The 16,935-nt window shown below is 40.4% G+C and carries 12 protein-coding genes; 9 read left to right on the top strand and 3 right to left on the bottom strand.

What is annotated here, in order from left to right; translation table 11 throughout:
- Positions 1-80: 80 nt before the first annotated feature.
- Both GVK91_RS10730 and GVK91_RS10735 read right to left on the bottom strand, forming a co-directional pair.
- A complete protein-coding gene (locus GVK91_RS10730) occupies positions 81-1,142 on the bottom strand; it encodes a helix-turn-helix domain-containing protein (RefSeq protein WP_159728631.1) in 1,062 nt (353 codons plus the stop codon).
- Positions 1,143-1,474: 332 nt separating this feature from the next.
- Entirely contained in the window at positions 1,475-1,921 is a 447-nt protein-coding gene (locus tag GVK91_RS10735; RefSeq protein ID WP_200845592.1) for a GNAT family N-acetyltransferase, read from the bottom strand.
- A 724-nt stretch (positions 1,922-2,645) separates the two neighbouring features.
- Here GVK91_RS10735 and GVK91_RS10740 point away from each other — a divergent pair.
- The 4 genes from GVK91_RS10740 (at position 2,646) to GVK91_RS10755 (ending at position 6,541) form a co-directional block, all read left to right on the top strand.
- On the top strand, positions 2,646-4,079 hold the full coding sequence (locus tag GVK91_RS10740; protein WP_159728633.1) for a S41 family peptidase: 1,434 nt from the start codon (positions 2,646-2,648) through the stop codon (positions 4,077-4,079).
- A 134-nt stretch (positions 4,080-4,213) separates the two neighbouring features.
- Positions 4,214-4,789: a Crp/Fnr family transcriptional regulator gene (locus GVK91_RS10745; protein ID WP_200845593.1), complete on the top strand. Its 576-nt coding sequence runs from the start codon at positions 4,214-4,216 to the stop codon at positions 4,787-4,789.
- 74 nt (positions 4,790-4,863) lie between these two features.
- Entirely contained in the window at positions 4,864-5,682 is an 819-nt protein-coding gene (locus GVK91_RS10750; RefSeq protein ID WP_159728635.1) for an alpha/beta hydrolase family protein, read from the top strand.
- On the top strand, positions 5,669-6,541 hold the full coding sequence (locus tag GVK91_RS10755) for a DMT family transporter (RefSeq protein ID WP_159728637.1): 873 nt from the start codon (positions 5,669-5,671) through the stop codon (positions 6,539-6,541). Before GVK91_RS10750 ends, GVK91_RS10755 begins: the two co-directional genes overlap by 14 nt.
- Here GVK91_RS10755 and GVK91_RS10760 read toward each other — a convergent pair.
- Positions 6,522-6,947, bottom strand: a complete 426-nt coding sequence (locus GVK91_RS10760) for a hypothetical protein (protein ID WP_159728639.1) — start codon at positions 6,945-6,947, stop codon at positions 6,522-6,524. The two genes, GVK91_RS10755 and GVK91_RS10760, sit on opposite strands and share 20 nt — an antisense overlap.
- Positions 6,948-7,318: 371 nt before the next feature.
- Between GVK91_RS10760 and GVK91_RS10765 the strand changes: the two genes are divergently transcribed.
- From GVK91_RS10765 to GVK91_RS10785, 5 genes are all read left to right on the top strand, one after another.
- Positions 7,319-8,494 (top strand): FecR family protein, encoded by a 1,176-nt coding sequence (locus GVK91_RS10765; RefSeq protein ID WP_159728641.1) that lies wholly within the window; start codon positions 7,319-7,321, stop codon positions 8,492-8,494.
- A 223-nt stretch (positions 8,495-8,717) separates the two neighbouring features.
- A complete protein-coding gene (locus GVK91_RS10770; protein WP_159728643.1) occupies positions 8,718-12,107 on the top strand; it encodes a TonB-dependent receptor in 3,390 nt (1,129 codons plus the stop codon).
- 17 nt (positions 12,108-12,124) lie between these two features.
- Positions 12,125-13,780 carry a RagB/SusD family nutrient uptake outer membrane protein gene (locus GVK91_RS10775; RefSeq protein ID WP_159728645.1) on the top strand — a complete coding sequence of 552 codons (1,656 nt, stop codon included), beginning with the start codon at positions 12,125-12,127 and terminating at the stop codon, positions 13,778-13,780.
- A gap of 55 nt (positions 13,781-13,835) precedes the next feature.
- Complete coding sequence (locus GVK91_RS10780) at positions 13,836-15,359, top strand: sulfatase-like hydrolase/transferase (protein WP_088161080.1); 1,524 nt, start codon at positions 13,836-13,838, stop codon at positions 15,357-15,359.
- Positions 15,356-16,846 carry an arylsulfatase gene (locus tag GVK91_RS10785; protein WP_159728648.1) on the top strand — a complete coding sequence of 497 codons (1,491 nt, stop codon included), beginning with the start codon at positions 15,356-15,358 and terminating at the stop codon, positions 16,844-16,846. The genes GVK91_RS10780 and GVK91_RS10785 overlap by 4 nt, the downstream gene beginning before the upstream one ends.
- The last annotated feature ends 89 nt before the right edge of the window (positions 16,847-16,935 follow it).

The raw sequence follows: 16,935 nt of genomic DNA on the forward strand, positions 1-16,935 counted from the left end.
ATAAAATTTTTATTTGATTCTCAAATTTGCACCTTACTTTTATGATTAGGGTCTTATAACCTAAATGCAGTACTACGATTTTATAAATCTGGAGTATTTAATTTCTGATAAACACTGGGAGTTGTACCCCGCATTTTTTTAAACGCGGCAAAGAAAGTTGATTTTGCATTGAACCCGACTTCATCCGCCACAGCTTCAACCGTGAGGTTTGGATTACTTAACAATAGTTTGCAGGCCTCATTTATTCTATACTCGTTCACAAAAAGGGTAAAATTCTTATCAATACTTTCATTTAGAATCTGTGAAAGTTGATGAGTGGAAATATTGATTGCTTTTGCCAACTCTGATATCTTCAAGTTTGGATTTTTAAAAAGCTCCTTTTCAGTCATTACCAGTGTTAACTTCCCTATTATTTGCTTTACCTCCTCAGTATCTATTTTTTTGTCTGCATATTTATGCAAAGAGAAAGAAGAGAGGTCGTTCGTTTTTTTTCGATAAAGCAACGTAAATATGACGAGATAAATAATCAAAGAAAAGAAAATAGCTGCATGGATATAGCTGCCCTTGGTAATATTAAAAAATGCCCAAACGTAGGATACAAAAAGTAGCAATACCCCACCACATATGGTCAATATCCATTTTTCAAAAACTTTTATTTCTTCTTTACCAAACGCCCTTTTTATTATTGGCATCAGTAAAAAGACTGAAAAAACAATATAAATCCCCCATTGAAAATAAATGAGAGGGATGATGTAATGCCACCATAAAGGCGCAAAATATTGGTAAGGGTAAATAACACCGATTACAACAATCAATACAAACCAGGCGACAAGTTGCCATAACCACAGGCGAGGTAATCTTTTAATCTTTCTGATTTCAGATTTTATGAAGAAATACAAAAAAGGTCCGATAAAAAGACATGCGGTTAAACCGATTTGAAGAAATGTCCGTGGTAAATTAGCGTCAAAAAAATAAATAACCGATTTGCCAATCCGAATACTCAGTACCATCAACAATCCACCTAAAAGGTAATTAGGCAAATATTTCTTAGCTGTAAAGAAGATAAAATAAACGCCTAAAATGAACGCGTTAAATGCTCCCAACAAACTAATAAAGAAAAGAATTTTTTCAGCAAAGCTCATACTGCCCTCCCCCTCTTTGAGATTCCTGCTATTGTGATAGCGATATAAATCGCCGGATAAACAGATAATCTGGAGACTTCGCCATCTTCTTGTTGAATAGTTATTTTAACAAGAAGATGCTGCTTAAGTAAATTCGTTACTTTTTGCCCTGTTTTTAGCACAATTGCACCTCTATCCATTTTGGCTAAGGCTTGCATTCTAGGTGAGTGAACTAAAGCAGAGATACTCGCAATAGTGTTCAGTATGGTTAGTGGATAGAACATCGTTAATGGCATCAATATTTATATCACTCAAATATAAATATTTGAGCGATATAAATATTGATTTAGGAATCAATTCCTAATTTGCAGATCTAATTCAAAGCGACAGCAATTTCTCTCGTTTTGATAATGAGCCGGCAAATTGTTTGTTTCAGTCAATTTAACCATTCCTAAGAAACTAAAACCTGCCGAAGTATAATGTTGAATCAATTTTGTGTTATTTCCCAAAGTGTCAAGGCGGACAAAACGTTTTCCAAGGTTCGTTGCATATTCTTTTGCCCAGTCTACGATTTCATCGATATATCTATTTCCCCTCAATTTTGGATTCGTACAGATACGGTGAATATAAATAGCATCGTTTTTATCTTTTTCGCCCCAAATCTCCTTATCTTCAAAGGTGATGGTCCAATTGCATGCTATTATATGGTCTATAACGATTTTCCATTGACGGCTCTCGTCTATTTCCTTTTTAAGATATGAATATTCAAAGAAAGGCCAAACGACCATTTTCCGCTGCATTTGCAAATCTCTGGCGGATTATAAAGTGCCATTATATCTTCAATATCGCTTGTTAGACAATTTTCAACTTCCATAGCATAAAATATTTATAATGCAAATATCTATATACTTAAAAACTTAAAAAATCCGAATCCTGCGCAATGCGACACTGCGAGGTTTAGAGGCTTTAGTCGGTAAATATCCTTTACTCAACTACGTGCTGGAGAATATGCCAAGCACTATTATTTTAGATGCAAGGGAATATTAGGTCATTCTAAACTGGACGCTGATGGAAATACCATCTACAAAGTGTTTTTTGAAAAAAATAGCTTTTGTGCTTTCGCCGCCGCCATCACCGAAGAAAAATCGAGCACATTAAACATCATTGCACTTGACGATGTAGCGTTGATTCAGAATTCAGTCAAACCTTTCCCTGAGTGTAATGATGATCCGACACGATTTAGCACTCTTTCAGATTGTTTATCTCGAAAAGAACTGGGTAGTAAAAAAAGCCGTCGGAATGAAATCCTAATAAGTTTTCATCTGTACCCCCAAAAAAGCATAAAATATGTATACATCAATGCCCTTCGTACTATTTTTTTCTTTAAGTTTGGACGAGCTGGAAAAGTATTGGCCCGTATGATCTGAAATTGAACATTTTGTACAATTTGGTCCGCGGCGTCTATATTTTTTCCATTAATCACCAGCAGGTCAGTCAACTGCGAGACTTAATAACTAATCAATTATGAATTTTAAAGTATTATTTCTACTCCTATTTTTTAAAATAAATTTCAGCTTGGCGCAAAACAACTTTTTGTTTGATAAAACCCTAAAAAAAGACAGTATTACCGCCGAATTTACTACCCTATATAACTTGATCAATAGCATTCATCCTGGAGAGTTTATGTTTACCTCAAAGAAGGAATTTGACAAAACTTATTTTGATCTAAAAAACTCCATCAAGCATGATTTGTCAATCATAGAATACTATAAATTGACCGCTACATTAATGGCAAAGGTTAAAGATGGTCATACCGCAGTTGACAGAAATAAAATTTCAGCATTACTAAAAGAAAGACTGGTTTTTCCATTCAGTATCTATAAAATTAAAGATCAGTACTATTTTGATAAGTCTGTTGTAGAAAACAGCAACTATTCCGGCTTACAGATTCTTAAAATCAACGGAAAGAACATCCATTCGGTTGTTAAAGAAATTAAAAACTATATCCATCTGGAAGGAAATAATGAGACTGGCTTAAACACAAGGTTTAAAAATTTCCCCTTCTATTATTTTATTTATAACCCATCTGAAACATTCGAAATTGAATATATGGAGGAAAATGGACATGTCAAGAAAGCGATTTTTCCTGGGATTACTTTTGATACGTTCACTAAAGCCAGTACCGAAAATATTCAACCACTAACGACAGACTTCAAATCAAATAATGTCGCCATACTCAGATTTCATTCTTTTGAAAATGGCCACAACGAAGCTGACAGAAAAATTGCACAAAGTCAACTAGATGCTTTTTTCGCAAAAGTTGACAGTTTAAAAATAAAAAATCTAGTTATTGACTTACGTGACAACGGTGGCGGCGCGGCGGAAATAGCCAATTACTTATTTTCGTATCTAGTCAATGTGCCCTATGATTATTTTGACTATGTTGGGGCCAAATACAACAGCGTAAAAGCTTGGAAACACTATGCACAATTTCCCGATAATATCGAAGAAATAGACTTAGAAGAAACGAAGAATAAATACGGACTAAACTGCTATACATCGACCAACAGTCCTGATGACTATTGGTGGTTTAAAAAACAAGAAAATAAAACGAATTTTTATACCGGACGAATTAGTGTTTTGATAAATGGTGGATGTTTTTCAACCACAGGGCATTTATTATCCCTAATGCGGGAATATAAAATTGGAAAATTCTATGGTGAATATAGCCAGGGAAGTAACTACAGTAATGCAGGTGGACAGGCTTTTGCCTTACCATATTCGAAAACATTAGTTTGGATACCTACTTTCCAGCACAAAATGAAGACACCGAATTTTAGGAGTGATCCAAAAGGCATAAAACCAGATGTTGAAATAGCATTACAACCGAAAGACTTAAACACAAAATTTGATCGACAGCTAGATTTTATTCTCCAACAGGTCGTAAATACCTTGTAATGATTTTACTCCTGTTTTCAGACGAATAATCCTTATACATGACATTGTCCAATTGCATAAATTCTTTTTTCCTTAGCTTTGCAATTCGGTATTGCATGACTCGGTATTGATAAAAAAGAAAACATGGAGCAACGATGATAGAAAAACTCCTCTTCGAAATGAATACTTATGCTGCGCTTAGCCCAGCTACAACAGAAATTTTGAAAACCATCTGCCAGGTAAAACAGTTCAAAAAAAATGAACATATTCTACGTGCTGGAGAATATGCTAAGTACTATTATTTTATATGCAATGGATTATTAGGTTATTATAAATCAAACGCTGATGGCAATATTATCTACAAAATGTTTTTTGAAGAAAATAGCTTTTGCGCTTCCACCGCCGCCATCATTGAAGAAAAACCGAGCACCTTCAACATCATTGCACTCGAAGATGTGGAGTTAATTCAATATTCAGCCAAGGCTTTCCGTGAGCTTGTCCGCACAAAGCATGATTTGGCGCTCTTTCAGATAGCCTACCTGGAAAAAAATTGGGTGGTCAAAAAAGAACCACTTGAAATCGAGCTCAAGTGGGAATCTGCAAAGGAACGTTATCTTGAACTTCATAAGAATCAGGTGCTTTTCAAACGCCTCAAGCAGCATCATATCGCCTCCTATCTTGGTGTAACTCCCACGCAATTAAGTCGCATCCGTAAGGAATTAAAAGAATAATTCCATCAACATGTGTATACGTTTTTAAAGATTATACTGTTGAATTTTGCCTTATAAAGACAAAATTTTAAGCTATGAAAACAGTATACACACTCCTATTTTCTGCCCTTAGCCTACCACTGGCGGCACAAAAAGTCGTTAAGACAAAAATCCATAGTGCCAAAATGGACAAAAACATTGAAACCATTATAATTACACCCGACATGCAATACGGGATCAATTATAAAACAGTTTATATTCTCCATGGTTATAGCGGTAACCCCACCCGTACCGTGCAAGAAGACATTCCGGACTTAATCCAAAAAGCAAAAATATTTCAGACGATCTATGTACTACCAGATGGAAATTTCAATTCTTGGTACGTAGATAGTCCCATCGATCCACATGCACAGTACACCACTTTTATTGGAAATGAGCTAGTAAGTTACATCGATCATCACTACCCGACGCAACAAAACCGAAATGCGCGCGGAATACTGGGCTGGAGCATGGGTGGCTACGGAGCATTGCACATCGGCATAGCCTATCCACAGACATTTTCGATCGTCGGAAGTTCATGCGGTGCTCTTGATTTCGACCGCTTCGGACAGGCCTACCAGCAATATCAGGTAGACAAGGTATTGGGCGACTATAAAAATCTGAACGATGTAGACCGCATCTACAGCAACGAAGATAAAATGAAGCACAATAAACAACGCTATATCCTCGATTGTGGAACTGAAGACCTGCAAATGCTGGAAATGAACCGTATATTCCACAAGCATCTGACCGACAAAAATATCGAGCATCTTTACATCGAATCAAAAGGAGGACACGATACTGCTTATTGGAGCAAATCACTATCACAACAGTTGGCTTTATTTCAAAACTACTTTCAACATGAAGGACTATAAATCGACACTCTATGTTGCTGCAGGCGCTTGCAGCTATGGACTGCTCGCAACAATTGTGAAATATGCAAACCATTTAGGGATACACACAAGTCTGTTGACCTTTCTGCAGTTTATGTTTGGTTTTCTCTTTTTGTTGGCCTTTAATCTGTTGTCAAAACGTAATGCAGAAGAACATAACGCCATCAAATTTTCATCAAAAATTAAACTGATGGTCTGGGGCATTTCCCTTGGTCTAACAACAACACTTTACTATCTCTCCATCCAATATATCCCCGTATCCGTTGGAATTATTTTACTGATGCAATCCATTTGGATAAGTTTGGTTGCAGAAGCAGTGCTGTTGAAAAAGTTTCCATCAAAAGGCAAGATAACAGGAGTTATTATTGTTTTGCTCGGCACGACCTTAGCAACCAATCTCTTCCAAAACAATAATGACCTTGACTACAGAGGAATAATACTGGGTTTCGGAGCGGGAATAAGTTATGCGCTGGCAATTTATGCTTCAAGCACAGTGGAAAAAGAGCTGCCGAGTCCGATACGTAGCCAATTCTTGGTCTTAGGCGGACTGCTGCTCATCGTAGCATTTTGGAACATTGATATTATTCGGTATATGCAACCTAATGCATTACCCTGGGGATTACTGATTGCCATTTTTGGAACGATCCTACCGCCTTTATTGTTTACAAAGGGAATCCCGAAAACTGGCATAGCGATGGGAAATATTATTTCAAGTCTGGAGATCCCTGTTTCAACCTTATCTGCCATGTTGGTTCTACAGGAAGTTGTATCGGGATTCCAATGGTTTGGCATACTCCTGATTTTAATGGCTGTCATTATAATTAATGTTGGTAAGCCGTAGTAGTCAGCCAATGATTAAATCTATTATATTGCCATAAGATCAACCCCCATACCGGAACTACGGTTGCAGCCATGTGGAGCATTTCAAATATATTGGATGCTCCGCCAGCTTGGATCAGAAAGGACGAAAACAATAGGCTAATAGCAGCGGGCAATAAAACAAAGGATAGCGCCCGTCCAACCCTACTGTTTCTGAATTGCTTATTTAGATTTAGAAAAATAGATATCGTACCAATCGCAATACAGAGTGCCACGAATGAAAGCAGCAATTCAGTAAATAAGGGCATGTAACACCGTGCTCTTTTTGCCGCCTCATTATTTGCCTGAAGTATAGCTGTAAGGACAAAGGTCGTCAATACACTAAACCCTATAACTCGCAAGAAAATAAAACTTAGCTTTCTTTTCATCAGCACAATATTTTAAAATAAATAAACAAAGCGGCGAATAGGCCTGAACTCCTCGCTCCCCCCTATTTCCCTTTAATAAATTTCGACCAGTTCCTGCGGGGAGCTGCAATTCCAAAACTGAATTCAACGCTGGTTTTTCACAAGTTACAGCTGAAAAATCCCACTAACATCAAGCTTTAATAAAGACAATAATCTTTTTAAAGGTGCAAATTAATCCTTGAAAGATAAATGTCAAAGTAATATTGGACGTGGTATTGACGATATTGGACGCTTGGACCTTAATATTTGTCGGCACGCTACCCCTGATTATTTTTTCATTTTTTTACTAAGGTTTATCCTTCCTGTTACGTATCTATCTAAAATTATACACCATGAGATTGACTGATGATATCAAACAACTAATCATAAAGTACATTGGCGACAACTTAACGTCCGATGAAAAGGCTGATTTAAAGTTATGGTTGGATGAATCAGCAGAACACCGTATTTTTTTTGAAGACCTCCTGGATAGCAATGATTTGATAAACGACTTAAATCAATGGAACGAGCTTCAGGCTTCAGATGCAATGGATTGGAACGAAAGGTTAAAAGCAAAGACCCTAGAAACAATTCGGACCACTGCGGTAAAATCATCCCCCATCAGAAATATGAAACGCTTGCTTCCCTACGCTGCAGCTATAATAAGCATAATCTTAGGAGGTTTGATGTATTTCATGGTTAGAAAACAAGTTGCACCAGTCAGTAATCGAATCGTCTTAAATGACGTAGAAGCACAGAGCAACCAGGCAGAAATACGGCTTTCGAACGGCAAAGTGCTCCAGGTATCGAGTCAGAAAGGAGCCTTGGTTTCAGGAGAAAATTTAACCTACGAAGACGGTACTATCCTTCAAAACGCATCTTTAAAAGGAGATCTGATGGCCACGGTCAACACCCCTACTGGCACAATGCTGCAACTCCAACTGGAAGATGGATCGGAGATTACGCTCAATGCAAAAACAACACTTAAATACCCGCTTCATTTTGCAAAAAACAAACGTGTTGTTGAAGTGGACGGTGAAGCCTATTTTAAAATTGCAAAAAATAAAAAGGTTCCCTTCCATGTCCTTTCCAACGGGCAACAAATTGAAGTCACGGGCACTGAATTCAACGTAAACACCTATTCGAAATCCCAAAGTAGTACAACGCTTGTAGAGGGGAGTATCAATCTATCGGCGCAAGGGCAAACGTTACAGCTCAAGCCCAATCAGCAAGCGCTCTTAGCTTCGGGTCAACTATCGAAAAAAGTGGTCGATCCCGCTAATTACATCGCATGGCTCGACAATAAATTCTATTTTAATGAAACGGACCTTCATACTGCTCTACAACTGATCGGTCAATGGTATGACCTGCAAATCATCTACACGCAACCGATAAAAGAAACACTTTTATATGGCGAAATTAAACGCACGAAAAGTCTCGCGGCAGTCCTAAAGATCCTGGAGCGTAGCCATATTAAATTTGAATTGATCCAAGAAAATGGAGTTCGTAAACTCTTTGTTTCAAACTAACCAATTATCCATAAAATAACCCAAAAACAAAAATTATGAGAAAACCAACCTAACGAGACCAAACGAGATACTAAAAAAGCCGACCAATGCTACGAACATTAATCGGCCATAATAGCGATCTCCATTTTTGACCGATTTACCCAATCAGTTTAATAATAGATTATATCCCTAATTCAACAAATTTATGAATTTTAATTTTCTTGTTCATAGAAATCGAATTGCTGTGAACATACCCAAGCAATGGAAGACCAAAATGAAGCTTAGTGCCTTTTTTACCCTTGCATGTGTTGTTAAGCTGTCTGCAGCTAGCTACGCACAATCAATTACTATTAACGCCAAAAAAATGTCTTTGGTGCAGGTATTACGTACCATCCAAAAACAGAGTGGCGTCCCCTTTCTGTTGAATGGTAAAGAACTTGCCGACATTAAAATTGAGGCGCAGGTTCGTAATATGCCTTTAGAAAAAGCCATACAGGTTCTCTTAAAAGACCAACCTGTCGATTGGAGTTTTCAGGATAATATGCTTGTCGTAACGAAGTTAAAAACAAATTATCCGACTTATGAGCTTCCAAATAACTACACGTTAGTACAACAAACCCGCACATTCAAAGGAAATGTTCACGATAGCAAAGGAACAATGCTTCAAGGCGCGACGATTATAATAAAAGGTTCGACAAGGGCAACCACCACAGATGAAAGTGGTAACTTTCAGATCGAAGCAAATAATAATGCCGTACTCGTGATTAAAATGATCGGCTACCAAACCAAAGAAATCCCATTATCCAACCAGCTTTACCTGAATATTGAACTTAGCCAACATGTCGATGCTTTGGAAGAAGTCGTCGTCGTAGGCTACGGTACGACAAAAAAGAAAGAATTAATCGGTTCGGTTTCCCAAGTTGATGGGAAACAACTAGCAAAACGCTCGGTTCCCCAGCTTGCTCAGGCCCTTACAGGTCAAATGCCCGGTGTGACCGTTATACAACGATCTGGTCAGCCTGGAGCAGCAAACAATACCATACAGATCCGTGGGGTGGGTTCGTTCGGTGCAAGTACCGACGCACTTATTTTAGTCGACGGTATACCCACCAATTCCTTCAATGATATCGATCCAAATGATGTTGCATCGATCTCGGTACTGAAAGACGCCTCTTCGGCAGCCATATACGGAGCTAGAGCCGCAAACGGCGTTATTCTAGTTACAACAAAAACCGGGGCAACGGGTGGAAAATTAACGGTCAATTACAATGCCTATTACGGTATCCAGAAACCAACAGCTTTCCCCGAATTTGTCAACTCTTGGGAGTACGCTTCCTTGCTCAATGAAACGACAAGTGGCGGCGGCGGCTACACGGCAGAGGAGATCCAAAAATTTAAAGATGGCTCGGATCCCGATAACTATCCAAATAGTAACTACTTGACCAGTTCATTCAAGTCCCAAGCGGCGCAAACAGGCCACAACTTAAATATATCCAATACCACAGATAAAATACAATACACCTTATCTGCTGGCTTTCTCAATCAAAAAGGTATTGTCATCAAAAACAATTTTGACAAATACAATGTCCGCCTCAATCTCATATCAAACCTCAATGACAAGCTCAAATTAACGACGCGGGTAGCGGCAATTCAGACCGAAACAGACGAACCGGCAGCACCAGCAACGCTTGACTTCTCCAGCATGACGGATATCATTTCTCAGGTGATTCGCTATCCTGCCATATACCCGATCCGCCTGAGCAATGGCGACTGGGGCGCAGGGAATAACCTGAAGGGGACACCAGTATCTTTCCTGGAGAGCGAATCCTTCTACAAAGAAAAAGTGTCCAATATCTCAGGAAACGCAAGACTCGACTGGAAACCAATTTCAGATCTGACCTTATCCGCTATTGGGGGCTATACGCAGACGAATGGCCGCACAAAACTTTTTAGAGCCTCACAACGGATCAACAATTCCATTACGCTCGGACCTTCTAGCCTCAATCAAACTGCTCCTTATGAAACGTATAAAACTTTTCAGGCCTTAGCAGACTATAATAAAACGATCGGGGAACATTCCTTGAAAATATTGGGCGGTTATTCTTTCGAGAAAGGCTACAGCGAAGGTTTAAGCGCTTACCGCCAGAATTTCCCCAGCAATGATCTTACCGAGTTAAATGTAGGCTCACCAGATGGGCAACAAAACACAGGTACAGCTACTGAGTGGGCATTGGAATCTTTATTTGCACGCGTACAATATAACTATGCCAAGAAATACCTTGTCGAAGGTGTTGTTCGATACGATGGATCTTCCCGCTTTCCAACGAATAAAAAATATGCTACCTTCCCTTCGATTGCAGTAGGTTGGCTACTAAGCGAAGAATCGTTTATAAAAGACCATTATAGTTGGATAGACGAATTAAAAATCAAAGGATCTTATGGGATTCTCGGTAACCAAAATATTGTCAATAATGTCCAACAGCGCGTTGTCTCCAACTACCCATACCAGGATGTTTTAAATCCGGGTTATAATTACCCCTTTGGAAACACTATTTCTCCAGGGGTCGCTCGAACCACAATTGTTGATCCTATGCTACGCTGGGAATCGACCCGAACGGCAGATGCGGGCGTGGAAGTGGCTTTATTTAAAAATTTACTGACATTCAGCAGTACCTATTACAACCGATATACTTACGATATTTTGGTGAGCCCAGGTTCTAGTGTTTCCAAAATTTTGGGTTTTGAAGTAGGTGTACAAAATTCTGGAAAACTTCGAAATACAGGATGGGAATTTACACTAGGGCATCAAAAAAAATTAAATGATTTTTCTTACAACGTAAATCTGAACTTCTCTACGGTCAAAAATAGGGTCGTCGATTTGGGAGTCGGCAATATCAATCAACCGAATGGCTTAGTGGGAAATGGTTCCACCCTGTTTATCGGCTACCCGATTCAAGCCTACTACGGCTACCAAGCCGATGGCTTGTTTGTTGACGCAGCCGATATTGCAAGCTATGCCAATCAAACCAACATCAACCCCAAACCGCAACCTGGTGATATCCGATACAAGGACATCAGTGGCCCCGACGGTGTACCTGATGGAAAAGTAGACGCTACGTACGACCGAACTGTAATTGGATCACGTATCCCCAAATACACCTACGGGATGAATATCGGAATGAACTACAAAGGGTTTGACTTAGGAATACTTCTTCAAGGTGTAAGCGGTGTCAAAGGCTTATTGGACAATTATGCTGGATTTGCGTTGACACAAAACGGCAATATCCAACGCTGGCAAGCTGACGGCAGATGGACTGCAGCCAATCCCGATCGAAATGCCATATACCCAAGAATTGAACAATTTCCGAATACCGGCACACCAAATACCCTGCTATCAGACTACTGGTTACTGGATGCGAGCTACCTACGACTCAAGAACATCCAATTGGGCTATACCATACCTAAGCACATCCTTACCAAATGGAAATTGTCGGGTCTAAGGGTTTACGCAAATGCCGAAAACCTATTCACGAAAAGCAGCTATAGAAAAGGTTGGGATCCCGAAATCAATTCAAGCGGAGCCTACTACCCTATTATGCGCAATTTTACATTTGGGGTTAACCTTAGTTTCTAACCAATCGATAAAAAACCATGATACACATCTCATACAAACCTATAAAATTGGCCTTATGCATTCTTTTTGCATCAAGCCTAAGTACCAGTTGCAAAAAACAATTGGAAACCAATCCACTGGATAAATTTGCCAACGAAACCTTTTGGACAAACGAAACGAATGCTCGAGCAGCGCTGACAGGATTATACAAAGCGGAAATACAAATGAACTCCCTCGCCGAATTCAGCCCCACAGATTGGTGGTCCTATAACGGACTTCTTTACCTGGAGTTTGCTTCGGACAATGCCTACGATAGACGTGGTGATAATTCGGTTTTCAATAAACTATCCCATGGTACCTTGACAAGCAATAATAGCAACTTAGACAATTATTGGATGTATACCTACAAGAAAATCGCCCGTGTAAATTATTTTCTTGAAAACATAGATAAAACTCCTATTTCAGCAGATCTACTCGCACGATTTAAAGCAGAAGCTCGGTTTATTCGTGCTTGCCAATATTTCTACCTGTCCCAATACTGGGGTGATGCCCCTTTAGTTACCAAAACTTTAACACCCAGTGAAGCAAATCAGGTTTCCAAAGCGAAAAAACAGGAATTGGTTACATTTGTCGCGCGTGAATTGCAGGAAGCAGCAAACGACTTACCTAGTTATGGCAAATTGACTACCGCAGAACGGGGCCGCGCAAGTAAACAGGCAGCCCTCGCTTTCCTTGGACGCATCCAACTGGCAGAAAAATCTTACGCCGACGCTATCAAAAGCTATGAGCAGATCATCAATGCCAATGAAAATAGCATAGATCCTAACTATTCAGGCTTGTTTAATGGAACCAACGAAACGAGCAAAGAGATTATTTTTGCCACGCAGTACTTGGTTGATCTTGCCGGAAACGGTATGTTTCAGCACAATTTTCCGGCAATCGCAGGCGGCTGGCATCTTCACTGCCCGCTCGGTAGTCTTGTAGAAAGCTATGGTTTCACCGATGGAACGGCATTTTCGTACGATGATGCGCGGTATAATGCGCAAGACATCAGCAAAAACCGGGATCCGCGTTTAGCCTTCACGGTGATAACGAATGGTGACCGTTTCAAAAACCTTAAATATACGTCTCACCCCGACTCCACCCTATCTATCGACCAATTGACAACCACAAAACAGGCCACACGTACGGGCTACGGATTACGCAAGTTCAACGACGAAGGGTTTAGTGGAAACTTACAAAACTCTGGAGCCGACGTTCCTATTGTACGCTACGCCGAAGTTCTCCTGAGTTACCTTGAAGCCAAACTCGAAAATGGAGATCCTATTACCAGCGACCTACTGGACAAAACCATCAACGCTGTCAGAAAAAGAAGCAGCGTTAATATGCCAGCCATTAACGTCCAAAGTAGTACCTCCTTGCGTACGACGTTACGCAACGAAAGACGTATTGAACTCGCATTGGAAGGACTACGTTATTGGGATTTACTACGTTGGGGTATCGCAAAGGATGTACTGAAAGGTGACTTTTATGGCGCTCCATTTCCAAATGCGAAAAATCTTCGTATAAAATCCGGTGGAAGTAAAGACCCTTATAGCCGATGGTATGTGACCAGCAAGTCCTTCCGAGCTGGCCAAGATGAACATTGGCCAATTCCACAAAATGAAGTTAATATCAATCCAAATTTAAAATAGTATCTTGGGTATCGTCAATTGTCAAACGATACCCTTTAAACAAAACTTAACGTATATGAAGAAGCCACTATCCCTAACGTTATTACTCTCCTCGAGCCTTTTCGCAGCGCTCCCCACGGTTAGTTTTGCCCAAAAGGCTAGTAAACCGAATGTGATCTATATTTATGCTGACGACCTTGGTTTTGGTGATTTAAGCAGCTATGGTGCCAAACAGATCGAAACCCCCAACCTGGATAAGCTCGCCCAAAGTGGCGTACGATTTACCAATGCTCATAGTACTTCGGCAACCTGTACCCCTTCCCGTTTTGCATTGATGACCGGAACGTATCCATGGCGTCAGGAAGGAACAGGCATTCTGCCCGGAGATGCCAAGCTAATCGTTCCTACTGATAAAATCACCTTACCCAAAGTATTTAAACATGCGGGCTACGCTACTGCCATTGTTGGCAAATGGCATATGGGACTCGGAAATCAGGTCCAAAAAGACTGGAATGCACCAATAAAACCCGGGCCTAATGATGTAGGTTTCGACTATTCATTCATTTTTCCTGCAACAGCAGATCGCGTCCCAACGGTGTTCCTTGAAAATGATCAGGTCGTGGCTGCAGAGGCCAATGATCCAATCCTGGTCGACTATGAAAAGAAAATAGGTAACGACCCCACAGGAAAAGAGCATCCCGAACTGCTCAAAATGCATTCTTCACCTGGCCAGGGACATAATCAAACTATTGTCAACGGTATCGGAAGAATCGGTTACATGAGCGGTGGAACACGTGCCAGATGGGTAGATGAAGAAGTTTCCACAACATTTCTTCACAAAGCCCAGGACTTTATTTCGCAACATCAAAACAAACCGTTCTTTCTCTACTTCTGCTTGACAGAACCACACGTCCCTCGCATGCCCGCAACACAATTTAAAGGTAAAAGCAAACTCGGCTACCGCGGCGATGCAATTCTTCAATTGGATTGGACCGTCGGACAAATTCAACAGCAATTGCAACTTTTGGGACTTGACAAAAACACGATTATAATTTTCAGCAGCGACAACGGCCCCGTTCTCGACGACGGCTATATGGATGGCGCTGTGGCCCAGCAAAATGGCCATTTACCCGCAGGTCCACTACGCGGTGGCAAATATAGCATCTTCGAAGGCGGAACTCGCGTACCCTTTATCGTAAGTGGCAAGGGCGTTGCACAGGGAAAAGTTTCCAATGCATTGATCAGCCAAATAGACCTCTTGGCAACAAGTGCCCAATTATTGGATGTTCCACTAAAGGCAGATGAAGCAAAAGACAGCGCGCCACTCTTGAAAACCTTAACCGGTCAAGATAATAAGGGACGTAGCAGTATGGTTCAGCATGCACAGACACTTGCCATCGTAAAGGACGAATGGAAATATATTGCGCCAAGCAAAGGTTCCCCCTACATGAAATTAACCGATACTGAAACAGGAAGTCTTCCGGAAGATCAGTTATACGATCTTAAAAATGATATCGGCGAAAAGAATAATGTGGCTTCAAAATATCCAGAAAAGGTCGCTGAACTCAAGCAATTATTGGAAGGAGAACGTAAAAAATGAAACTAAAAGTTGGACTCTCCCTCATCCTCCTCGGATGGGGGACTCTTTTTGCACAACAAAAGAAAAAGCAGCATAAATTGCCCAATATTATATTTTTTTATGCGGACGATTTAGGTTATGCCGAAACTGAGCCCTATGGACAACGATTGATCAAAACACCACATATCCAACAGCTGGCACATGAAGGTTTACGCTTTATAAACCACTATACAAGTACTCCAGTATGCGCCCCAGCCCGTTGCATGTTATTAACAGGCAAGCATGGAGGCCAATCTTATATTCGTGGAAATTATGAATTGGGCGGTTTCGCAGATAGCCTCGAGGGTGGCCAGATGCCACTACCTGAAGGAACATATACCATGGCTCACCTATTTAAAAAAGCTGGTTATCAGACCGCTGCCATTGGAAAGTGGGGACTTGGGATGAATAATTCCACCGGAAGCCCCAATAAACAGGGATTTGACTATTTCTTTGGTTACCTGGACCAAAAACAGGCACACAATTACTACCCAACACATCTTTGGGAAAATGGAACAAAATATCCCCTTCAAAACAAGGAAAAATTTGTCCATTCTCCTTTGGATTCCAGTAAGGCCACGGCGGAGGAATTCAAACAGTTTGACGGTAAGGAATATGCACCTGAACTAATGACAGAGAAAGCACTGGCTTTTATCGACAAAAACCAACACAAACCTTTTTTCTTATACCTTCCTTATACATTGCCGCACTTATCACTACAAGTTCCCCAGGAATATGTAGATAAATATAAGGACCTCTTCCATGATAAACCTTATTACGGACAGGACGGCTATACGGCTACCCCCTATCCAAGAGCAACCTATGCCGGTATGATCACCTATCTGGATGACCAGGTCGGCACGATTATGAAGCATATCAAATCATTGGGAATAGATGACAATACCATTATTTTGTTCTCCAGTGACAACGGAACTGGTTTTAATGGGGGTATAGATTATCGTTTTTTTCGCAGTGTCGATTCACTTAGAGGATTGAAAATGGATGTTTTTGAAGGCGGTATCAAAGTTCCGTTAATTGTCAGGTGGCCCAACCGCATCAAAGCGAATTCCGAAACAGACTTGATTTCGGCCCAGTACGATCTCATGGCTACCTTCGCTCAGCTGGTTCAACAAAGCCCCGGCCACAGCAATGGGCTCTCCCTCCTTCCAACCTGGCTGGGTGAAAAGAACCAACAAAAACATCAATATCTTTATTTCGAATATCCAGAAAAGGGCGGCCAGATCGCCATACGCGAAGGACGCTGGAAGGCAGTCAAACTCGATCTGAAGAAAAACCCCAAAGCAAAATGGCAATTATATGATTTAACAACAGACCCTTGGGAAGAAAAAGATATCGCGGTACAGCACCCACAAATGCTGCAGCATTTCGATGAAATTGTCAATAATGAACACCAGCCTGCTCATATACAGGAATGGGAGATTGTAGCGAATAAGATGATTAAAAAATAAATCGATTTCTTTCTTAATTTTTTAATCTTAAAAAACTTGGGTTGTCCGGATTGAATCATGACAACCCAAGTTTTTTATGTAATTTAGCC

The sequence above is a fragment of the Sphingobacterium sp. 18053 genome, from assembly GCF_902706145.1.
In the GTDB taxonomy this organism is placed as follows: domain Bacteria; phylum Bacteroidota; class Bacteroidia; order Sphingobacteriales; family Sphingobacteriaceae; genus Sphingobacterium; species Sphingobacterium paramultivorum.